This is a genomic window from Burkholderia sp. BE12, from assembly GCF_002959955.1.
GTDB lineage: Bacteria > Pseudomonadota > Gammaproteobacteria > Burkholderiales > Burkholderiaceae > Burkholderia.
The window spans coordinates 139,301-161,153 of sequence record NZ_PREY01000017.1 but is presented as its reverse complement, the minus strand read 5'-3'; the positions used below and the strand labels follow the sequence as shown (position 1 = coordinate 161,153).

17 protein-coding genes and 1 pseudogene are annotated in these 21,853 nt (G+C 68.6%); 10 read left to right on the top strand and 8 right to left on the bottom strand.

The window, feature by feature from the left end; genetic code table 11:
* Positions 1–167: 167 nt before the first annotated feature.
* Positions 168–1,196, bottom strand: a complete 1,029-nt coding sequence (locus tag C4B30_RS20485; protein ID WP_105132957.1) for a substrate-binding domain-containing protein — start codon at positions 1,194–1,196, stop codon at positions 168–170.
* A gap of 187 nt (positions 1,197–1,383) precedes the next feature.
* On the opposite strand from C4B30_RS20485, the gene C4B30_RS20480 reads away from it, so the two are divergent.
* Positions 1,384–2,967 carry a glycoside hydrolase family 68 protein gene (locus C4B30_RS20480; RefSeq protein ID WP_105132956.1) on the top strand — a complete coding sequence of 528 codons (1,584 nt, stop codon included), beginning with the start codon at positions 1,384–1,386 and terminating at the stop codon, positions 2,965–2,967.
* A 193-nt stretch (positions 2,968–3,160) separates the two neighbouring features.
* Positions 3,161–4,798 (top strand): glycoside hydrolase family 32 protein, encoded by a 1,638-nt coding sequence (locus tag C4B30_RS20475; RefSeq protein ID WP_105132955.1) that lies wholly within the window; start codon positions 3,161–3,163, stop codon positions 4,796–4,798.
* 69 nt (positions 4,799–4,867) lie between these two features.
* Here the strand turns inward: C4B30_RS20475 and C4B30_RS20470 are convergent, their stop codons facing one another.
* Together C4B30_RS20470 and C4B30_RS20465 are read right to left on the bottom strand one after the other, a co-directional pair.
* The gene (locus tag C4B30_RS20470; protein WP_105132969.1) at positions 4,868–5,617 is read right to left on the bottom strand and encodes an SDR family oxidoreductase; all 750 of its coding nucleotides are present in this window, start codon (positions 5,615–5,617) and stop codon (positions 4,868–4,870) included.
* 122 nt (positions 5,618–5,739) lie between these two features.
* On the bottom strand, positions 5,740–6,657 hold the full coding sequence (locus C4B30_RS20465) for a LysR family transcriptional regulator (RefSeq protein ID WP_105132954.1): 918 nt from the start codon (positions 6,655–6,657) through the stop codon (positions 5,740–5,742).
* Between the two features lie 164 nt (positions 6,658–6,821).
* Between C4B30_RS20465 and pdxR the strand changes: the two genes are divergently transcribed.
* The 3 genes from pdxR to C4B30_RS20450 all read left to right on the top strand — a co-directional run bounded on the left by pdxR (position 6,822) and on the right by C4B30_RS20450 (position 9,276).
* A complete protein-coding gene (gene pdxR / locus C4B30_RS20460) occupies positions 6,822–8,306 on the top strand; it encodes a MocR-like pyridoxine biosynthesis transcription factor PdxR (protein ID WP_105132953.1) in 1,485 nt (494 codons plus the stop codon).
* Positions 8,307–8,402: 96 nt separating this feature from the next.
* Complete coding sequence (locus tag C4B30_RS20455) at positions 8,403–8,840, top strand: carboxymuconolactone decarboxylase family protein (protein WP_105132952.1); 438 nt, start codon at positions 8,403–8,405, stop codon at positions 8,838–8,840.
* A gap of 10 nt (positions 8,841–8,850) precedes the next feature.
* Positions 8,851–9,276, top strand: a complete 426-nt coding sequence (locus C4B30_RS20450; RefSeq protein ID WP_089501686.1) for a cupin domain-containing protein — start codon at positions 8,851–8,853, stop codon at positions 9,274–9,276.
* Positions 9,277–9,380: 104 nt separating this feature from the next.
* Here C4B30_RS20450 and C4B30_RS20445 read toward each other — a convergent pair whose 3' ends face one another.
* Positions 9,381–10,601, bottom strand: a complete 1,221-nt coding sequence (locus C4B30_RS20445; protein ID WP_027782921.1) for a porin — start codon at positions 10,599–10,601, stop codon at positions 9,381–9,383.
* Positions 10,602–11,080: 479 nt separating this feature from the next.
* The gene (locus tag C4B30_RS20440) at positions 11,081–12,139 is read right to left on the bottom strand and encodes a phytoene/squalene synthase family protein (RefSeq protein ID WP_105132951.1); all 1,059 of its coding nucleotides are present in this window, start codon (positions 12,137–12,139) and stop codon (positions 11,081–11,083) included.
* A 369-nt stretch (positions 12,140–12,508) separates the two neighbouring features.
* On the opposite strand from C4B30_RS20440, the gene C4B30_RS20435 reads away from it, so the two are divergent.
* Positions 12,509–13,654: a glycerophosphodiester phosphodiesterase gene (locus C4B30_RS20435; RefSeq protein WP_105132950.1), complete on the top strand. Its 1,146-nt coding sequence runs from the start codon at positions 12,509–12,511 to the stop codon at positions 13,652–13,654.
* Positions 13,655–13,729: 75 nt separating this feature from the next.
* On the opposite strand, the gene C4B30_RS20430 is transcribed toward C4B30_RS20435, so the two are convergent.
* Together C4B30_RS20430 and C4B30_RS20425 are read right to left on the bottom strand one after the other, a co-directional pair.
* Positions 13,730–15,355 carry a rhodanese-related sulfurtransferase gene (locus tag C4B30_RS20430; protein WP_105132949.1) on the bottom strand — a complete coding sequence of 542 codons (1,626 nt, stop codon included), beginning with the start codon at positions 15,353–15,355 and terminating at the stop codon, positions 13,730–13,732.
* A 105-nt stretch (positions 15,356–15,460) separates the two neighbouring features.
* Positions 15,461–16,027 carry a cysteine dioxygenase gene (locus C4B30_RS20425; protein ID WP_105132948.1) on the bottom strand — a complete coding sequence of 189 codons (567 nt, stop codon included), beginning with the start codon at positions 16,025–16,027 and terminating at the stop codon, positions 15,461–15,463.
* A gap of 17 nt (positions 16,028–16,044) precedes the next feature.
* Here C4B30_RS20425 and C4B30_RS20420 point away from each other — a divergent pair, with 17 nt between their 5' ends.
* Positions 16,045–17,019: a LysR family transcriptional regulator gene (locus C4B30_RS20420; RefSeq protein ID WP_199779079.1), complete on the top strand. Its 975-nt coding sequence runs from the start codon at positions 16,045–16,047 to the stop codon at positions 17,017–17,019.
* A 67-nt stretch (positions 17,020–17,086) separates the two neighbouring features.
* Here C4B30_RS20420 and C4B30_RS20415 read toward each other — a convergent pair.
* Positions 17,087–18,352: pseudogene (locus C4B30_RS20415) on the bottom strand (acyl-CoA dehydrogenase family protein); the annotation flags it as partial.
* A gap of 485 nt (positions 18,353–18,837) precedes the next feature.
* Here C4B30_RS20415 and C4B30_RS20405 point away from each other — a divergent pair.
* From C4B30_RS20405 to C4B30_RS20395, 3 genes are read left to right on the top strand one after another with little or no spacing between them, the layout of a single operon-like run.
* Positions 18,838–19,923, top strand: a complete 1,086-nt coding sequence (locus C4B30_RS20405; RefSeq protein ID WP_089501680.1) for an LLM class flavin-dependent oxidoreductase — start codon at positions 18,838–18,840, stop codon at positions 19,921–19,923.
* 20 nt (positions 19,924–19,943) lie between these two features.
* Positions 19,944–20,783 (top strand): class II aldolase/adducin family protein, encoded by an 840-nt coding sequence (locus tag C4B30_RS20400; protein WP_105132947.1) that lies wholly within the window; start codon positions 19,944–19,946, stop codon positions 20,781–20,783.
* A gap of 31 nt (positions 20,784–20,814) precedes the next feature.
* Positions 20,815–21,849 (top strand): ABC transporter substrate-binding protein, encoded by a 1,035-nt coding sequence (locus C4B30_RS20395; RefSeq protein ID WP_105132946.1) that lies wholly within the window; start codon positions 20,815–20,817, stop codon positions 21,847–21,849.
* Positions 21,850–21,853 lie beyond the last annotated feature (4 nt).

The window sequence follows — 21,853 nt, the reverse complement described above, 5'->3', positions numbered from 1 at the left end:
GGGCTGGGCTGGGCTGGGCTGAGCTGAGCTGGGCATCGGCATCGGCTTGGCATCGGCTTGGCATCGGCTTGGCATCGGCTTGGCATCGGCTCGGCATCGGCTCGGCATCGGCTCGGCATCGGCTCGGCATCGCCGTCGCGTCGGGGGCTGCACGTCGCGCAACGCCGCTACCCGCGCAGCGGACCATCCGTATCGCCCGCTTCGATTGCCGGCGCTTCGAGCCGGTGATCGCGCACGCCGTCGTCCAGCAGCCGCAGCATCAGTTCCGCCAGCGCGCGCCCCGATGCATGTCCGGTCGGCTGCACGACCGCCGTGACGCGATAAGGATGCGCGATATCGGGCGGCACGCCGTCATAGACGATCAGCGACATGTTCGCGCCCAGGCGCAGCCCGCTGTCGGCCAGCGCGCGAAACGCGCCGCCGCCCGCGATGTTGTTGTCGACCAGCAGCGCGGTCGGCGGCTCGGCGTGCGCGAGCAACGCCCGCGCCGCCTGCAGCCCGCCGTCGTGCGTAAACGGGCACTCGACGAGCAGCGCCGGATCGATCTCGATACCGGCTTCGCGCAATGCCGACAGATAACCGGCGCGCCGCTGCGCGGCGAAATTCAGCGTCAGCGGCGCGCTGATCATCGCGATGCGCCGATGCCCGAAGCCGATCAGCCGGCGCACCGCCTCGCGCGCGCCCGCCTCGTTGTCGAAGTCGAACCACGCATACGGGCCGGCCGCCTGCGTGCGGCCGTACGCGACATACGGAAACGCGTTCGCTCGCAGGTACGCGATACGCGGATCGTCCACCAGCGTGCGTGCGACGATCAGCCCGTCGACGAGTTTGCCGTCGACGATCCGCCGATACGTGTCCAGTTCCGCGTTCGGTCGCGCGGACGCGATGATGAAATCGAGATTGCGCTCGGCGAGCCGCTCGGTGATGCCCGCGACGACTTCGCCGAAACGCGGGTCGCCGAGATCGCCGGCGCCGAACGGATAGACGATTCCGATCACGTCGGCCCGCCCGGTCGCGAGCCGCCGTGCGGTCGGGTCGGCCACGTAGCCCATTTCCCGCGCGGCCTTCGCCACGCGCTCGCGCGTCGCCTCGCTGACGTCGTCATAACCGTTCAACGCGCGACTGACCGTGGTCCGCGACAAGCCGAGCGCGTCCGACAGCACCTTCAGATTCACCTTCACCGTCATTCCTCGCATTCGCCGATCCGCCCGGCGGCCCGACGACCGGGACACGCCGACCGGGTAATTATTTCCATTGGGTAATCATTACCGTCAAATAAATATCTTTTGCGTTCCAAACCGGTTTGAAATAGCATCCAAACCGGTTTGGACATCGATGCCCACTCAGCCGTTCACTTTCACCTTCCAAGGAAACAACGACGAGATGACATACTTTCCCCTTTTCCGCCCGGCCGCGGCCAAACGTTTGCTGCTCGCTGGCGGCGCACTCGCCGCCTTCGCGTCCGTCGCGCACGCGCAGTCCGGCGGCACGGCCGCGCCCGTGCCCACGCCCCATACGCAGCAAGCCTACGATCCCGAAGGCAATTTCACGATGCGCTGGACGCGGGCGGACATCCGCCAGATCGTCGCGCAATCGCATACCGCCGGCGCCGACAAGAATTCGCTGCCGCAGGCGCTGACGATGCCGGACATCCCGCAGGATTTCCCGCTGATCAACTCGAACGTGTGGGTGTGGGACACGTGGCCGCTGGCCGACCTGCGCGCGAACCAGCTCAGCTACAAGGGCTGGGAGGTGATCTTCTCGCTCACCGCCGATCCGCACGCCGGCTACACCTTCGACGACCGTCACGTCCACGCCCGCATCGGCTTCTTCTATCGCCGCGCCGGCATCCCCGCGTCGCAACGCCCCGCGAACGGCGGCTGGACCTGGGGCGGCCATCTGTTCCCGGACGGCGCGAGCGCCCGGGTGTTCGGCACCGCGCCGATGACCAACAACGCCGAATGGTCGGGCTCCGCACGCCTCACGCACGGCGACAACGTCAGCCTCTACTACACCGCGACGTCGTTCAACCGCTCGGCGCCCGGCGGTGCCGACATCACGCCGCCGCAGGCGATCATCACGCGCACCGACGGCCACATTCACGCCGACGACAAGCACGTGTGGTTCAGCGGCTTCGACGATCACAAGGCGCTGCTGGAACCGGACGGCAAGTACTACCAGAGCGGCCAGCAGAACACCTACTTCTCGTTCCGCGATCCGTTCGTGTTCACCGACCCCGCCCATCCGGGCAAGACCTACATGGTGTTCGAAGGCAACACCGGCGGCCAGCGCGGCGCACGCACCTGCACCGAGGCCGATCTCGGCTACGCGCCGAACGATCCGAACCGGGAAGATCTCAACGCGGTGATGAATTCGGGCGCAGTGTATCAAAAGGCCAACGTCGGCCTCGCGGTCGCGACGAACCCGCAACTGACCGAGTGGAAGTTCCTGCCGCCGATCCTGTCGGCGAACTGCGTCGACGACCAGACCGAGCGCCCGCAGATCTACCTGAAGGACGGCAAGTACTACCTGTTCACGATCAGTCACCGCACGACGATGGCGGCCGGCGTCGACGGCCCGGACGGCGTGTACGGCTTCGTCGGCAACGGCATCCGCAGCGACTTCCTGCCGCTGAACGGCGGCAGCGGCCTCGTGCTCGGCAATCCGACCGACTTCTCCGCGCCGGCCGGCGCACCGTATTCGCAGGACCCGAACCAGAACCCGCGCGAATTCCAGTCGTATTCGCACTACGTGATGCCGGGCGGGCTCGTCGAGTCGTTCATCGATGCGATCGGCCCGCGCCGCGGCGGCACGCTCGCGCCGACGGTGAAGGTCAACATCAACGGCACGTCGACGGCGGTCGACCGCACGTATGGACGCGGCGGCCTCGGCGGCTACGGCGACATCCCGACGAACCTGCCGGCGACGGGGGCCGGTCACAACGACGGCCCGGGCACCCGCCCGTAACGGCGGCGGCAATCAGGATAGCCAACGATAACGATCGTCGCTGAAGGCACGAGGTTCAGGAGGCGCGTATCGCGCGTGTCGCGTGTGCGCCTCCTCTTTTTTCGACTTTTCTTTCGAACCCTTGCGCATGCCGCCGTTGCAGCCGGCGTGCGCCCTCCTTTCCCGCTTCGCCCAACGAAGCGCCCGGCCCCGCATGAAATCGACGTCTTTCCGCTTTTCCGTCCGCCTCGTCCGGCTGCTGCTCGTTTGCATGGCCTGCACGCAGGCCGCCGCCGCTGCGTGCGACACGCAGGCCGACAACGGCACGCCGCAATGGCGGCCCGCCCTCCACTACACGCCGCAGCGTAACTGGATGAACGACCCGAACGGGCTCGTCTACGAGAACGGCCGCTATCACCTGTTCTATCAGTACAACCCGCTCGGCAACGACTGGGGCAACATGTCGTGGGGCCACGCGACCAGCACCGATCTCGTCCACTGGCGCGAGCAGCCGGTCGCGATGCGCGCGAACGCCACCGAGGAAATCTTCTCCGGCTCGATCGTCGCCGATACCCTGAACACGTCCGGTCTCGGCAAACCGGGGCACACGCCGCTCGTCGCGCTCTATACGAGCGTCTACAAGCCCGGCTCGGGTCACGCACCCGGCATACAGGCCCAGTCGCTCGCGTACAGCCTCGACCAGGGCACGACCTGGCAGCCGTATGCGCACAATCCGGTGCTGACGCTCGATCCAGAATCGAAGCAATTTCGCGACCCGAAAGTGTCGTGGTATGCGCCGGGCGGCTACTGGTTGATGACGACGGTCGTCGCCGATGCGCACGTCGTGAAGCTCTATCGTTCCGACGACCTGATCCACTGGTCGTTCCTGAGCGACTTCACGCTGCCGGACGTGCCGCATGCGGGCGCGCTGTGGGAAATGCCCGATCTCGTCCCGCTGCCGCTCGACGGCGATCCCCGCCGCATCAAGTGGGTGATGATCGTCAACGTGAATCCGTGGTCGATCGCCGGCGGTTCCGGCGCGATGTATTTCGTCGGCAACTTCGACGGCCGCACGTTCGTACCCGACCGCGTCGCGCCGGCCGGCTCGGATCCCGCGCAATTTCGCTGGGTCGATCACGGCGCCGATTTTTATGCGGCCGGCACGTTCTCCGGCGCACCGGGCGCCCGGCCGGTCGCGATCGCATGGATGAGCAACTGGGACTACGCGGCAAAAGTGCCGACCACGCCATGGCGCGGCGCGACCACGCTGCCGCGCGAACTGTCGCTGAAGACGATCGACGGCGAACCGCGCCTCGTCGTCGCGCCCGCCGCCGCCTTCGACGCATGGGCCGACGGCCGGCCCGCCGTGCATGAAGGCGACGTCACGGTCGACTCCGCTACCCGGGTGCTGTCGGCCGCCACGCGCGGCGTGGTCCAGCGCATCACGGTGACGATCTCGCCGCAGCGTGCCGCGCGCGCGGGGCTGATCGTCCGGCGCTCAAGCGACGGCTCGATCGGCACCCGGATCGTGTACGACACGGCGAAGCGCACGCTGACGCTCGACCGCTCGCAATCCGGCGAAGCGAATTTCGCCGGCACGTTCAGCCGCGAGCACATCGTCGATCTGCCGCTCGAACACGGGCAACTGCGGCTCGAAATCGTCGTCGATCGCGGGTCGGTCGAGGTATTCGCGAACGGCGGCCGCGTGGTGCTGACGGACCTGATCTTCCCGCCGCTCGATGCGGATCGCGTGGCCGTGTTCGCCGAGCAAGGCCGCGCGACGTTCGCGGGGTTGACGGTGACGCAGCTGGGAGCCGGCGGCGCGACGCATGGCGCCTGTGCGTCCCGATAGGGGTATGTGACGGGGGGCCGCTCGCCCGGCGCCGTATCGGCCGGTGACGGTCCCCGCCCGCCTCGCCCCTCAGAGCAGCCCCATCCCGCCCGACGCGATGATTTCCGCGCCGACGATGAACGCGGATTCCGGCGCGCTCAGGTGCAGCACCGTCGACGCGATTTCATCCGGCGTGCCGAACCGGCCGACCGGTACGAGCCCCCTGATCTTGTCGGCGGTCTCGTCAAGCGCCGCCGCATCGAGCCCGAGCTTGCCGTACAGCGGCGTCTGCACAGGCCCCGGGCTGACCACGTTCACGCGTACGCCCTGCGGCAGCAGTTCCGCCGACAGCGTCTTCGCGAACGAATTGACGGCCGCCTTGCTCGCCGCGTACACCGACGAGCCCGGCATCCCGATATGCGCGTTGATCGAGCCGTTGATCACGATCGATGCGCCGCGGTTCAGCAGCGGCACGAGCGACTGGATCTGGAAATACGCGCCCTTCACGTTGGTGTTGAAGACAAGATCCCACATTGCTTCGTCGCTGTCGGCGAACGGCGCGAGTTTCGCGACGCCCGCGTTGACGAACACGGCGTCGAGCCGCACGCCGGCGGTGGCGATCGCGTCGGCCAGCGCGCGGGCCGATGCGACGCTGCCGGCTTCGTTGCGAATCGCCAGCGCCCCTTCGCCGAGCGTTCGACGGGCGGCTTCCAGCGTGTCGGCGTCGCGCCCGGTGATGAGGACCCGCGCGCCTTCGGCCGCGAATGCCTTCGCGGCCGCCAGGCCGATGCCGCTGTTGCCGCCCGTGACGAGGACCGTCTTTCCTTCGAAGCGTTGCATGATGTTCTCCTGTGAACCGGTGAGTTGACCGTGAACACAGGATGCGCGCGGCGCACGGCATTGCCGTGCGGCCGGCACGACGAACATGTTCGAAAACGTCGAACATGTTGGCGCGGGCGCGCTCAACCGACGACGTCGAGCCCGTCGAGCAGCCGCTGCACGAGTCGCGGCTCGCGCAGTTGCTCCAGCCACCATTGCAGCGCGCGACCGTCGCGGTCGCCGTGCCACGCGACGTACAGCAGATTCGGCTCGCGCGGGTCCGCCGTCTGCTTCTCGACCAGCTCGCCGCGCGCGAGCAACGACGTCACGCGCCGGCGCGGCACCCAGCCGACGCCGAGCGCATCGCGCTGCGCGAGGATCTTCGCGCGCATCGACGGCGCCGCGAGCACCGCCTGCCCGCCGAGCAGGCCATACGCGCGGCCGGCCGCGCGCCGCGACGAATCGGCGACGACGACCGCGCGATGCGCACCGATCGCATCGCGCGTCAGCACCCCGCTCGCGGACGCCAGCGGATGGCGCGGCGACACCGCGAACACCCATTCCATCGCACCGAGTTCGAACCACTTGAGGCCCGGAATCGCCGGCGGCTCGTTGGTCGCACCGACGACCAGATCCGCGCGGCCGTCGCGCAACGCTTCCCAGGTCCCGCCGAGCACCTCATGCGTGAAGCGCAGCGACACGCCCGAAGCGAGCGCATCGAATGCGCGGACGACCGGCAGCAGCGTATCGAACTCCAGCACTTCGTCGGTGACGATCCACAGCCGGTCCTCCCAGCCGCTCGCGACCTGCCGCACGCGCTGCGTCAGCCGTGCGACGTCGAGCGCCAGCCGCGCGGCCTCGTCGGCCAGCAATTGTCCGGCCGGCGTGAGTTGCAGCCGGTAGCCGCGCCGGTCGAACAGCAGCGCGTCGAACCGCGTTTCGAGCTGGCGCGCCGCGTGCGACACCGTCGACGGCGCCTTGCCGAGCCGCGCGGCGGCACGCGACAGGCTGCCGGTAGCGCGGATCGCGTCGAGCAACGCCAGTTCGTCTTCGGACAGCATGAGGTCGCTCCACGATGAAGGTGTCGTGGATCGTAAGGCACTAACGGGCCGCGGTCCAATCGGGCGATGGCGGCGACAGCCGCCTGCCGCGAACCGCCGCCGGCGTCGGCCACTTCCGGTATGCTGATCGAGGCAAAATCACCCCGATCGAGGTAACCACTGCGATGGACATCGCGATCCGCATCGAAGGCCGTCACGACCTGACGGGGCAAATCTTCCGGCAACTGCGCACCGCGATCGTCGACGGGCGTCTCGCAGGCGGCGCGCGGCTGCCATCGACGCGCGACCTCGCGAAACAGCTCGGCGTGTCGCGCAAGACGACGCTCGACGCATTCGAGCGCCTCGTCGCCGAGGGCTACCTGAATACACGCGCCGGCGACGGCACGTTCATCGCCGACGGCCTGGCGCGCGTGCCGCACGCCGCGGCGACGTCGGCGCCGTCGATCGTCGACGAGATGCCGCGCATCGACGCGGTCGATGCGCGTGCGCTGTGGAACGACCTGCCCGATGCGCTCGCGATGCCCGCGCCGCACGACTCGCCCGGCTTCGACTTTCGCGGCGGCGTGACCGACAAGACGCTGTTCCCGTTCGACGCATGGCGGCGCTGCCTGCATCACGCGCTGCGCCAGCAGGCGCGCGGCCCGGGCCAATACCACGACCCGGCCGGCGACCCGCAGTTGCGCGGCGCGATCGCGCGCTACGTCGCATTCAGCCGGGCGGTCGCATGCGGTTGGGACGACGTGCTCGTCACGCAAGGCGCGCAACAGGCGCTCGACCTGCTCGCGCGCGTGGTCGTGCGGCCGGGCGACGTCGTCGCGGTCGAGGATCCCGGCTATCCGCCCGCGCGCGCCGCGTTCGCGTCGCTCGGCGCGACGGTGATCGGCGTGCCGGTCGACGCGCACGGCCTCGTCACGGAACGGCTGCCGGACGACGCGCGGCTCGTCTACGTGACGCCGTCGCACCAGTTCCCGCTCGGCATGCCGATGACGCTCGATCGCCGCGTCGCGCTGCTCGAATGGGCGCAGCGCCGCCGCGCGGTGATCATCGAGGACGACTACGACGGCGAATTCCGCTTCGAGGGGCGGCCGGTCGAATCGCTGAAGAGCCTCGACCGCACGGGCCTCGTCGCGTACGTCGGCACGTTCTCGAAGACGATCTTTCCCGAGCTGCGGATCGGCTACGCGATTCCGCCGCGCGCGTTGCGCGGCGCGCTGGCCAAGGCGAAGCAGATCGTCGACTGGCACACGTGCACGCTGACGCAGGCGGCGCTCGCGCGCTTCATGCACGAAGGCGATTTCGCGCGGCACCTGAAACGCGTGCAGAAGCACTACGACGCGCGCCGCAAGATGCTGATCGCACACCTGCGCGGCGAACTCGCGCCGTGGTTCGACGCGATCGTGCCGACCGCCGGCATCCATCTCGCCGCGTACCTGAAGTCGGGGCTCGACGAAGCGGCGCTGGTCCGCGCGGCGCGCGCGCAGGACATCGGCCTGTACGGGATCTCGGCGTTCCATGCGGGCGTGCCGGTGCGCCCGGGGCTGCTGTTCGGCTATGGCGGAATCGACGCGCTGCGCATCGACACGGCGCTCGCGAAGCTGGCCGGTTTGCTCGATGCCGGCCTCGTAGGCGGATCGCCACTGGTTACCTGAATTTCCACGAAATTGGTTATTCAAGCAGGCCAGTACGCGTCCTAAAGTAGGTCCTGTCGCGCCACCGTGGCGCTACCCAACCGAAAAGGACGTGCCATGCAACCGCGCCTGAACTTCTATGCCGCCAGCCCGAATGCCATCAAGGTGATGCGCAACGCCGAGGAATTCCTCGCGAAGAGCTCGATCGAGAAGCCGCTCGCCGAACTCGTCCGCCTGCGCGCGTCGCAGATCAACGGCTGCGCGTTCTGCGTCGACATGCATACGACCGACGCGCGCAAGGGCGGCGAAACCGACCGCCGTCTCGCGACCGTCGTCACGTGGCGCGAAACGCCGTTCTTCACCGAGCGCGAACGCGCGGCGCTGGAATGGACCGAGGCGCTGACGCTGGTGGCCGGCAGCCATGTGCCCGACGCCGTCTGGGAAGCCGTGAAGCCGCACTTCACCGACGAGGAGCTGTTCGACCTGTCGATGCTGATCGCGACGATCAACTCGTGGAACCGCTTCGCGATCGCGTTCCGCAAGATGCCCGAGTAAGGAGCCGACGATGATCCGTTCCCCGCTCCATCGCGTCGCGCCGTACGCCGGGTTCGTGCTCGTGCTCGCGGCGGCACTGCCGGCCGCCGCCCACGCGCACGACGCCGGCGACGCCGTGCACGCGATCATGCAGCAGGCCGTGCCCGAAGCGCCCGGCAAGCACGTCGTCGTCGCGACGGTCGACTATGCGCCCGGTCAGGCGTCCGAAGCGCACCGGCATCTCGGCTCGGTGTTCGCCGTCGTGTCGAAAGGCGAAGTGCTGTCGCAGGTGAACGGCGGCCCGCTGCGCCGCTACCGCGCGGGCGAAGGCTGGTACGAGCCGCCGGGCTCGCGCCATCAGGTGTCGCGCAACGCGAGCGCGACCGAGCCCGCGCAACTCGTCGTGTTCGGGCTGACAGGCGAGCATCAGCCGCTGAAGTCGCCGATCGATCAGTGATCCTGCGGATCGGGCGAACGCTCGCGACGTAAACGAAAAAACCGGCTCGAAAGCCGGTTTTTTCATACCGCATGCCGTGAGCGGCGCTCGCGCGCCGCGCGACATCAGAAGCGGTGGATCAGGCCGACGCCAGCGGCGATCTGGTTCTGCTTCGAACCTGCGCCCACGCCGTCACCGATCGACGTGGTCGCCGCGATGATGCCGTTGCCCTTGCCGTTCAGCGTGTTGCCGCTTGCGTGCTGATAAGCCTCAACCGCATACAGGCCCGTGCGCTTCGACAGGCTGTAGTACTGCGACAGCGTGACCTGGTGGTACTTCGCCGCGCTCGAGACACCGTTCGACTGCGTTGCCGCCGTGTACGAGTAGCCAACCGCGAAGTCCCACTGAGCAGCTGCCTTCCAGTGCAGCACTGCGCCAGCCGTGTTGAAGATGGCCTTGTTCCGGAAGAACGAACCCGTGCCCGGCGTGTACTGGACGTTCGAGTACGACGCCGAAATATCCCATGCCGGCGTGAACTGATAGCCCGCCGTCACGGCGAGACGCTGCTGCGATTGCGCGGTCGCGTAGCCGTTGTTGATCGACGAAACTGCCGGCTGGTTGCCGTCGCCCGTTGTCGTCAGGCCGTTCTGGACCGTCGAGTTCGCGCCCCACACGCCGCCGCCGAGCGTCGAGTTGTTGACCTTCTGGTAGCCGACCGCGATGCCTGCCGGGCCGTTCAGGTACTGGATCGCCGCGCTCCACGTCGAGCCGCGGTTCGTCGCGCCTGCCACGCCGCCGAACGAGTACGAACCGCCGACCGTGAAGCCGTAGAACTTCGGCGACATGTAGACGAGCGAGTTGTTCGCGCGGTAGCTGGTATCCAGCGAGTCGATATCGCCCGGGTGCGCGCCGTAGTACCCGGTCAGCCAGGTCGTCGGGCTATACGGCGACAGCAGCGTGTAGTACGCCGTGTACTGACGGCCGGCCGTCAGCGTACCGTACGTCGCGTTGGTCATACCGACCCATGCCTGACGCGTGAAGATGCCGTTCGTCCATTGCGACGAGCCGTTGTTCGCGTTGAAGCCCGCTTCCAACTGGAAAATCGCCTTCGTGCCGCCGCCAAGATCTTCGCTGCCCTTCAGGCCGAAGCGGCTGCCCGCCCAAATGCCGGTGGCCATCTGTACTTTCGAGTGACCGCCGGTGGTCGCACCGGTAGCCGACGAGTTGTTCTGCCAAGCGATGGCGTTGTCGACGATACCGTACAGGGTCACGCTGCTCTGGGCGTGGGCGGCGGTAGCGGCGGCGAGACCCACTGCCGTCATGGCGAAAGCGACGCGCTTTTTCATTGATTCTCCGTCCTCAAAGAATGTTTCTTTTCTGGTGTGGTTTTATGACCGACACATGTGCGAGTACATGCCGACGCGATTCTGACGGATTACCAATTGTTTCCCAACATGTGCGGTCGGTCATCGTATGATCGACGCAACGCGGCGGTTCACCAAACGGTTACATAACGACCCGAAACGCTTGTGCGGCGGGCGTTTCCGGCATTTGCCGGTGAAAACCCTAGCTTTACATTTTTACGGGTGCAACGCGACCGTCCGATGTCGTCAGACGCCTTCGGCAACCAAACGTCTTACAAAAGCGCGATCGAAGCTGACGCCGCGATTCACGCCGCCGCGCAGGATCGCCGACGTTCGTGACATCCGCATTTCGAGACACGAAATCATGAAAACGTTTTAGTCGGCGTGCCGGAGAGCGGACGGAAACGGCCCGGCGAACGCGGGCCCGGAGGCGATGCCGGTGCTTATCGCGCCGGCGATCTTCAGTGCTGCGTCGCGAGCCGCGCGCTCACCGCCTCGGCGAGCGCGCTCAGGCGCGCGCGGATCGCCGTGTTCGAACCGACCAGCGCGAGCGACGCCGCCATGATCCGGTAGATGCGCTTTCTCGGCACCTTGGCCGGCTTCGCCGGATCGAGCCACGCAGCGTGGCCGGCCAGCAGTTCGAGCGTTTCGAGGCCGATCATGATCGGCCACAGGCAGGCGAGCCGCAGCCGCACGAAACGGCGCGGAATCGCAAGCGTATACAGACATGCGTCGCGATACTGGTCGAGCGCGACGCGCAGCAGGTCGACCAGCACGCCGCGCGCGCGCGCCGAAGCCTCCGGCTGCATCAGGTCGGCCACGACGAGCCCGTGCGCGCCCAGCACGTCGTCGGGCAGGTAGCAGCGGCCGATGCGCAGATCCTTCGCGCAGTCGCGCAGGATGTTGGTCATCTGCAGCGCCTTGCCGAAACGGATGCCCTTCTCGCGCATGTCCGGCAGATCCCAGCCGCGCGCGGCGCGGGTGTGCGCGCCCGTCATGTCGGTCCAGAACTCGCCGACGCAGCCCGCGACGAGGTACGTGTAGCGGTCGAGCATGTCGCGCGTCGGCAGCGATGCGACCTGGCCCGACTGCTCGTCCGGAAACGTGCGCAGGTCGAATTCCATCCCCGCGGTGAGCGTCGCGACGACCTTGCGGATCGACGCGCGATCGGCCTCCGGCTGCGCGCGCAGCAGTGCGAGCATCGGCTCCATCGAGCCGAGCAGCAGGTGTTCGTGCGAATCGGTCTGCATCCGCGTCACGTCCTCGAGCGAACGCGACAGCGCCGCGCCGTCGCCGAGCCGCTCGACGTCGTCGCGCAGGACGGTCAGCAGGGCCGCGCGGCGGTCGGGCGCGACGAGCGCCGTGTCGGCGATCGTGTCGGCCGCGCGCGCAAGCAGATACGCGAGGCCGACCGGGTCGCGCATGCCGTCGGGCAGCACGCGCAGCGTCAGGTAGAAGGAGCGGGAAACGTTCTTCAGTAGCTCGCCGAGCAGATAGGCGGGATCGGTATGGGTCGTCATGGGTCGGGAAAAATCGGCCGGCGCGGACCCCGGACGCACACGGGCGCCGGGCGCCCGCGCCGGCCCGCGAGTCGCCGCATCGTCGCGCCAGGCGGGCGTCGGCCCCGGTGCGGCGATGCAAAATTCCCGCAAGTTTAGTGCATCCGGCGCGCGGGCAGCCCGCGGCGGCCGGAATGCGGCGCGGGCAAGGCTGGGCTCAATCGCCCCGCCGCGTGCCTCGCTCCCAAAAAACGAACAGAAAGGTCGAAGTAATACATATGTAATTATTCGATGCGACGATCGCGCACCGTTCGATTCCGCGTAGCCCGGCGCCTGCCAGGCCACCGGCGCGAGCGCCCTTTTCCGACTCCGTTTCGAAGGTCCATCGACATGCTCCTCAAGCGCCCGACCTCCCTGCGCTACGTCCCGTTCGCCTGTGCCGCCGCGTTCCTGCTCGCCGCGTGCGGCGGCGACGACGATCTGACGCGCGATCCCACGCAGCCGATTTCCGCGAAGGTCCAGGTGGTCGGCCATCGCGGCGCGAGCGCGCTGCGCCCCGAACATACGCTCGCGTCGTACCGCAAGGCGATCGAGGACGGCGCGGACGTGATCGAGCCCGACCTCGTGTCGACCCGCGACGGCGTGCTCGTCGCGCGCCACGAGAACGAGATCTCGGGCACGACGAACGTGTCGACGCTGCCGCAGTTCGCGAGCCGCAAGGCGACCAAGACGATCGACGGCGCGCAGTTGACCGGCTGGTTCACCGAGGATTTCACGCTCGCCGAACTGAAGACGCTGCGGGCGCGCGAGCGCATTCCGCAGGTGCGCCCCGCCAACACCGCGTACAACGACCAGTTCGAGATTCCGACGTTCGACGAGATCGTCGCGCTCGCGAAACAGATGTCCGCGCAGACCGGCCGCACGATCCACCTGTATCCGGAAACCAAGCATCCAACCTACTTCCAGTCGATCGGCCTGCCGCTCGAGGACCGCCTCGTCGACGCGCTGCTGAAGGATTCGTACACATCGCGCACGGCGACCGTCTACATCCAGTCGTTCGAAGTCGCGAATCTGAAGACGATCCGCAACCGGATCAAGTCGAGCCAGCCGAACTGGAAGCTCGTGCAGTTGATGGACGAAGCCGGTCAGCGCCCGTACGACTTCGTGAAGGCGAACGACAAGCGCACCTACGGCGACCTGTCGACGCGCGACGGCATGCGCGAAATCGCGGCCTATGCAAACGGCGTCGGCCCGTACAAGACGTCGATCATCGCGGTCGCCGCCGATGGCACGCTGCAGCCGCCGACGCCGTACGTGCGCTACGCGCACGAGGCCGGCCTCATCGTGCACCCGTACACGTTCCGCCCGGAGAACAACTTCCTGCCCGCGTCGCTGAAGGACGACGGCACGCCGGCCACGCGCAACACGGCCGGCTCGGTGCGCGAGATCCAGGCGTACCTGCGCGCGGGCATCGACGGCTTCTTCACCGACGATCCGGCCGTCGGCCGCACGGCCGTCGATACGTTCAAGCGCTGATCACGCTGAACGTGCCGAACCGTGCGGCGACCGGGTACGGCGCACGGCGTGCCGCGCCCGGTTGCGCCGCATCGTTCAGATCACGTTGAAGTGGTGCGTGCCGTCCCGCTTCAACTGATCGACCAGCCCGTATTCCCAGTCGAGATACGCCTGCATCGCCGCCGCCGCGTTGTCGGTGCCTTCGTACGGGCGCCGGTAGCGATCGACGCGCGGCGACGCGAGGTGCGTCTCGCCGCTTTCGAGCGGCAGCCCGGCATCGATCCATGCGGCCGTGCCGCCGGTCAGCACCGCAACCTCGGCCGAAGCCGGCAGCAACGCGCGTGCATCATCGGCCGCGAACCGCGCCAGCAGGCTCGACCCGCACGTGAACACGTAGCGCTTCGCGGGCGGAATCACCGCCAGCGCGTCGCGCAACTGCGCGCGCACGGCAAACCACGCGCCCGGGATATGCCGCTTCACGTAGTTCGCGCTGGCCGTCACGTCGACGATCGCGAGCTCGCCGGGCGCGGCCTCCTTCAGCCAGCCGGCGAGCGTCGCGGGCGACACGTCGGTCGCGGGCGGCGTCGCCGGCACGTCGCGCGGCGGCTGGCCGCGCTCGACGAATGCCGCGGTACCGGCCGGTTCGACGACGCGCACGTCCCAGCCCATCTGCGCGAGCCACGATGCGGTCATGTCCGCGCGCACGCCGTCGTCGTCGGCCAGCACGATCCGCGCGCCGCGCACGGCCGCGTGATGGTCGGTCTCCTGCACGAGCTGGCCGCCCGGCGTGCTCAGGAAGCCCGGCAGATGGCCGGCTTCGTATTCCTCCGGCGTACGCACGTCGAAGCGGTACAGCGTGCGGCCCGGTTCGCCGAGCGCCGCGACGTCAGCCAGCGCGATGCGCGGCACGCCGGCGCGTTCGGCCACCGCGCGCGCGGCCCGACGCGCTTCGGCGCGCTGCGTCGCGTCGATCTCGTCCGGAAAACGGCGCGCCGCGCCGCGCTCGAGCGTCTGGCCGGCGAGCGTCCAGCCGATCGTGCCGTTGCGCAGCGCGGCGACCGGATTCGGCAGCCCCGCGTTGACGAGCGACTGCGTGCCGATGATGCTGCGCGTGCGGCCCGCGCAGTTGACGATCACCTGCGTCCGCGGATCCGGCGCGAGCGCGCGCACGCGCAGCACGAGTTCCGCGCCCGGCACGCTCGTCGACGTCGGGATGTTCATCGTCTGGTACTCGTCGAAGCGGCGCGCGTCGACGATCACGACATCGGCTTTCGCATCGATCAGCGCCTGCACCTCCTGCGCGGACAGCGACGGCGTATGGCGCTCGGCCTCGACCCATTCGCCGAACGACTTGCTCGGCACGTTCACGTCGATGAACAGTTCGCCGCCCGCGGCCAGCCAGCCCGCGAGGCCGCCGTCGAGCAGCCGCACGTCGGTGTAGCCGAGCCGCGCGAGCGTCGCGGCCGCGCGCGGCGCGAGATCCTCGCCGCCCGCTTCGCCGAACACGACGATCGGCGTGTCGCGGCGCGGAATCCGCGTCCACGCATCGAGTTCGAGCTTCGACAACGGAAAATTGGCGGCCCACAGCGGATGGCCCTGTGCGTACGGATCTTCCTCGCGTACGTCGATCAGCGCGATCTCGTCGCGGGCCAGCAGGCGCGCGCGTACGTCCTGGTACGACGCGACGGGAAAGCGGGAGGTGGAATCGGCGGATTGCGTCACGATGTCTCTGTGTTGAATACGTTGAAGTCGGTGAAGAAAGCGGAACGGATCGAGCTTGGCCCTGCCGGCGCGCAATCGCACCGGGCCGAGCGAGCGGGCTTTGCGTCAGGCATTCGAATAGCCCGACACGAACGGCTTCACGGTACCGTCGTCCAGGTACACCGCGCGCTCGACCTTGCCGATGTTCGCGCCGTACACGTGGATGCTGATCGATACGCGGTCGGCGAACGCGTTGGTCACGCGATGCACGTCGCCGACGCGCGGCGACACGGCCTCGACCTCGCCCGGCTGCAGCCGCACGGCGTCGCCTGCAGGCACCGGCTTGCCGGTCGCGTCGAACCGGTACGGCTGCGAAAACTCGCCGCCGCGCAGCATCCCGATCAGCCCCCACACCGTGTGGTCGTGGATCGGCGTCGTCTGGCCGGGCCCCCACACGAAGCTGACGACCGAGAAGCGCTCGTCGGGATCGAGATGCAGCAGGTATTGCCGGTAACGCTCGGGATCGGGTTGCGCAAACGCGGCGGGCAACCAGTCGTCGCGCTCGACGAGCGCGGCGAGCAGCGCGCCGCCCTCGTCGAGAATGCGCGCCTCGTTCGCGCCGGACGCGAGCAGCGCATCCAGCCCCTCGACGAACTGACGCAGCGGCGCCTGGTGCAACGAAAGCGTACTCATCGGCCGTCTCCTCGAATATGATGCCGAATATGATGGATCGTCATGATGCACCCGAAAGACCATGCAGAACAAACATGAAAATTAGCGATATCGACGCTTTTGCAGCGGTCGTCCGCTGCCAGACCCTGAGCCAGGCCGCGACCGAGCTCGGGATGACGCAACCCGCGATCACGCGACGCGTCCAGAATCTCGAGGAAGCGCTCGGCGTGACGCTGCTCGACCGCAACACGAAGCCGCCGCGCCCGACCGACATTGGCCGGCAGGTGTTCGAGCAGTGTCGCGCGATCCTGCGCGAGGTCGACGCGCTGCGCGAACTGACGGCCGGCCAGCAGCCGCTCGCCGGCGAATTCCGGATCGGGCTCACGCAAGGGCTCGGCGAGTTGATGCTGCCGGCGCTCATCGCGGACCTCGCCGCGCAGTGGCCCGCGCTCGCGACGCACGTCACGACCGCATGGGGCGGCCTGCTCGTCGAACGCATCGCCCGCCGCGAACTCGATGCGGCGCTGGTCTTCCTCGCGCGCGAAATGGTACTGCCGGCGCAGGTGGAAGGCGAACGATTGCTGGCCACGCGGCTCGTCGCGGTCGGCCGCAAGGGCGACTGGCCGCGCCGCAGCTACCGGCTCGCCGATTGCCACGCGCGCGGCTGGGTGCTCAATCCGGACGGCTGCGGCTTTCGTGCCGGCCTGCGGCGTGCGCTCGACGCGCAGGGCCTGCCGATGCCGGTCACGCTCGATGCGTACGGCCGCGACCTGCAACTGCAAAGCGTGGCAAACGGCTTCGGCCTCGGATTGATGCCGCTGCCGCTCGTCGAAGGCAGCCCATTGCGCGATGGGCTCGACATCGTGCAGCTCGCCGATTTCAAGCCGCAGATCGACCTGTGGCTGCTGCGCCGGCACGATGCGGCCCGCTTCGACGCGCCGCTCGCGGCCGTCGCCGCGCATGCGCGCGCGGCGTTCGCGCTGCCCGAGCAATCGCACGGCAAGGCCGCATAACGCGGCCGCGCGGCGCCGGCGCCGGCATCGCGCCACGCCGTTGCCGTGCGCGGCAACCCGGTCCGGATCACGCATCGTGTCGACCGCGTTCGCCACCGTTGCGTGACGTTGCGTGCGCCTCCGCGCTCGTTACTCCGCGCATCGCCGCATCGAGCACCACCCGCCCCGCCGCCACCGCGATCGCATCGTCCTGCGGCGTATGCACGCGGCTGCACAGCACGTCGCGATAGTGGCGTTCGAGCGGATTGCCGCGGCTCAGCCCGTGATTGCCCGACAGCTTCAGCGCCTGCTCGACCGTGCGGATCGCCTGCTCGGTCACGGTGCGCTTGACGAGGCCGCTGGTCGTCACCGACGGCGCGTTGCCGGCGTCGGTACGCGCGATGTGATCGTCGAGGAGCACACGATTCGTGTGCAGCCAGCCTTCGATTTCGCCGACCGCCTCCTGCACGCGAGACAGCGTCGCGAGCGGCGCGCCGAGCCCGCTCGGGGCACGCGTCGCCGCGAATTCGACCAGCCAGTCCCGCGACGCACGCGCCACCGCGTCGTACAGGCTGCCGAGCAGCGTGACCATCCACGCCTGCTGGTCCGCCTGCGCGTCGGCATCCGCGTGCGTGGCGGCCGACACGGCCCATGCGTCCGGCGCGCGCACGTCGACCGCATGATCGGCCGGCAGCGGCGCCTCGTCGAATACGACTTCATGGCTTCCGGATGCGCGCAGGCCGAGGTGATTCCAGCTTTCGATCACACGGATGCGATCGCCGTCGGTATCGCGGTCGCGCGGCACGAGAAACACGCCGACGCGCGGCGCCGGTTCGTCGGTGCGCGCCCACACGGCCAGCCAGCGCAGCGCCGGAATCCCGGTGCTGTAGAGCTTGTGGCCCGACAGCCGCCAGCCGTCGCCATCGCGGCGCGCGATGGTGGCCGGCAGGCCGCCGCGCGACGGCGAACCGAGCGCGGGCTCGACGCGCAACGCATTGATCAGCGCGCCGTGCGCCACTGCGCTGTCGAACACCGCGCGCCGCACTTCGGCCGGCCAGCGATTGTCGGCGCGGCCGAGCGCGCGATGCTGCAGATACGTCATCGTCAGCACCAGCGCGGTCGCCGGATCGGCCCGCGCGACGGCCGCGACGATCCGGCTCGCCCGCGCCAGCGTCGCCCCGGCGCCGCCATGCTCGCGCGGCACGACCTGCGCGATGAGTCCGGCACGATGCAGCCGCGCGAAATTCTCGTGCGGAAAGCGGCCATCGACGTCGTTGCGGGCCGCATCGGCGGCAAGTTCGGGGGCGAGGCGCTCGAGCAGCGCGGCGAGGCGCGCGTCGTTCGTCTCGTCGGCGGCTTCGGTGGCTTCGGTGGCTTCGGTGGCTTCGGTGGCTTCGGCGGCTTCGGCGGCTTCGGCGGCTTCGGCGGCTTCGGCGGCTTCGGCGACTTCGGCGACTTCGGCGACTTCGGCGACTTCGGCGGCTTCGGCAGCTTCGGCAGCTTCGGCAGCTTCGGCAGCTTCGGCAGCTTCGGCAGCTTCGGCAGCTTCGGCAGACAGGAGACGCAGCGCAGGCTGCTGTGACGACGAGGAAGCGGCAAGGCTGGCGGACATCGAAACGGATTCCCTGGGTAGTTCGAACACGGCGGCAAACACGGCGCCAACGCGCGCCCGATCATTCACGAGCCCATAGCGTATGCGCAACGCATGCGGCCCCAAACCATGCAAATCTGATATTCAAATCGGGATTGATTATTTCCATTCCGCATGATCACGGCGTTAACCTGCGCTCCATTCCTGCCCGGCCGTGCGCCGGGAACGTCCCTGCACCGGAGACCCAGATGAGCGTCGAATTCATCGGCATGATCCAGAGCCAGAAGCAATCGGAAATCCACCCTGCGTCCGGCCCCGTGGTCGATCCCGACTACGTGCGCGACTTTGCCCGCGCCCACGAAACGGCCGGCTTCGACCGGATCCTCGTGCCGCACCACTCGACCGGCCCGTCGGCGACGCTGACGATCGCGTTCGCGGCCGCCGCGACCGAGCGCATCCATTTCATGCTCGCGCATCGCCCGGGCTTCACCGCGCCGACGCTCGCCGCACGGCAGATCGCGACGCTCGACCAGTTCAGCCGCGGCCGGCTCGCGGTGCACTTCATCTCGGGCGGCTCGGACAGCGAGCAGCAGCGCGACGGCGATTTCCTCGATCACGACGCGCGCTATGCACGCACCGACGAATACCTCGGCATCCTGCGGCGGATCTGGACCGACGCGCAGCCGTTCGATCACGACGGCGCGCATTACCGCTTCAAGCAGGGTTTTTCGGAAGTGAAGCCGTTCCAGCAGCCGCACGTGCCGATCTACTTCGGCGGCGCGTCGGAAGCCGCGCTCGCGGTGGCCGGCAAGCACGCGGACGTCTACGCGCTGTGGGGCGAATCGCTCGACCAGGTGCGCGATCTGACGACGCGCGTGCGCGCCGAAGCCGCCAAGCACGGCCGCCAGGTGCGATTCTCCGTGTCGTTCCGGCCGATTCTCGCGGCGACCGAGGACGAAGCGTGGGCGCGTGCGCACCGCATCCTCGACGAAACGCGCCGGCTGCGCGAAGCGGCCGGACTCGGCGCCGGCGGCCCGCAGCAGAGCGAAGGCGCGCGCCGCCTGCTCGCCGCGGCCGACCGCGGCTCGCGCGTCGACAAGCGGCTGTGGACCGAGATCGCGAAGCTCACCGGCGCGCGCTCGAATTCGACGGCGCTCGTCGGCACGCCCGAACAGGTTGCCGACGCGCTGCTCGACTACTACGACCTCGGCGTGACGACCTTCCTGATCCGCGGCTTCGATCCGCTCGAAGATGCGATCGACTACGGCCGCGAACTGATTCCGCGGGTGCGCGGCGCCGTCGCGGCCCGCGACGCGGCGCGCCGTGCCGCATGACGCCAAGGGAGCCGCTCGCCATGTCAGCCGTCCTCGCCCCGCCCGCCCGAACCGCATCGGGCCTCGTGCTCGCCGACACGCCGCGCCAGCACTTCTGGTTCGATCCGCCCGCGCCGCGTGTCGACGTGGCCGCCGAGCGCCGCCACCGGCAGGAGCGGCTCGCGGCCGCGTTCCGCCTGTTCGCGCGCTTCGGCTTCGCGTCGGGCCTCGCCGGCCACATCACCGCGCGCGATCCGGAGCTGCCCGATCATTTCTGGGTGAACCCGCTCGGCGTGCATTTCTCGCAGATCAAGGTCTCCGACCTGCTGCTCGTCAACGCGCGCGGCGAAACCGCGATCGGCAAGCGGCCGCTGAACAAGGCCGCGTTCGCGATCCATGCGGCGATCCACGAAGCCCATCCGCACGTCGTCGCCGCCGCGCACACGCATTCGACCTACGGCAAGGCATGGTCGACCCTCGGCCGCCCGCTCGATCCGCTCACGCAGGACGCGTGCGTGTTCTACGAGGATCACGCGCTGTTCGACGACTTCACGGGGATGGTCGTCGACACCAGCGAAGGCGCGCGGATCGCCGATGCGCTCGCGAAGCCGGACGGCACCACGCACAAGGGCGTGATCCTGAAAAACCACGGCATCCTGACGGCCGGCCCGACGGTCGAGGCCGCCGCGTGGTGGTACATCGCGCTCGACAACGCCGCGCACACGCAGTTGCTGGCCGAAGCGGCCGGCACGCCGCAGCCGATCGATCACGCGACGGCGCGCCATACGCACGGCCAGATCGGCGGCCCCGACGGTGCGCTGCATGCGTTCGACAGCCTGTTCGCGCGCGTCGTCGCCGACGAACCCGACCTGCTCGACTGAGCCGCCCTTGCGCCACACCGGAGACCAGACCATGACCCACACCACCGCACCCACGCCCGCCGACGCGCACGACGACCAGCGCCGCCGTCTGCTGCGCGCGGCCGGCGCCGCCGCGCTCGCCGTGCCGGCGATCACGCTCGGCCGCAAGGCCTGGTCCGCGCCGCCGCTAAAGAAACTCACGTTCGCGTGGAACCAGAACGCGTTCTGCCTGACGCCGATCGTCGTCGCGCAGGAGCGCGGCTTCTTCGAGAAAAACGGGCTGAAAGTCGAGCTGATCAACTACAGCGGCTCGACCGACCAGTTGCTCGAATCGATCGCGACCGGCAAGGCCGACGCGGCGGTCGGGATGATCCATCGCTGGCTGAAGCCGCTCGAAGCCGGCTTCAACGTGAAGATCATCGGCAGCTCGCACGGCGGCTGCGTGCGGCTGCTCGGCGCGAAGGCGGCCGGCGTCACGACGTTGCAGGCTTTGAAGGGCAAGACGGTCGGCGTCAGCGATCTGGCTGCGCCCGGCAAGCACTTCTTCTCGATCCTGCTCGCGAAGAACGGCATCGATCCCGAGCGCGACATCACGTGGCGGCAGTATCCGGCCGACCTGCTCGGCGTCGCGGTCGACAAGGGTGAAATCCATGCGATCGCCGACGGCGACCCGAATCTCTACCTGCTCGAAAAGCGCAGCAACGGCGCGTACACCGAACTCGCGACCAACCTGTCCGGCGAATACGCGCGCAAGGTGTGCTGCGTGATCGGCGCGCGCGGCGACCTCGTGCGCAACGACCGGCCGTCGGCCGCCGCGCTCGCGCGATCGATCGTGCAGGCCACCGAGTACACGCACGACAACCCGAACGAAGCCGCGAAAGTGTTCGCAAAGTATTCGCCGAAGATCAGCCCCGAGGATCTGCGCAAGCTGTACGCGACGCTCACCTACACGCATCACCCGACCAATGTCGACCTGCAGCAGGAAATCGCGTTCTATGCGGATGATTTCCGCCGCATCAGCGTGTTGAAGAAGAGCACGGATCCGCAGCGCTTCGCGCAGCAGGTCTATGCCAACGTACTGGGGTAACGCG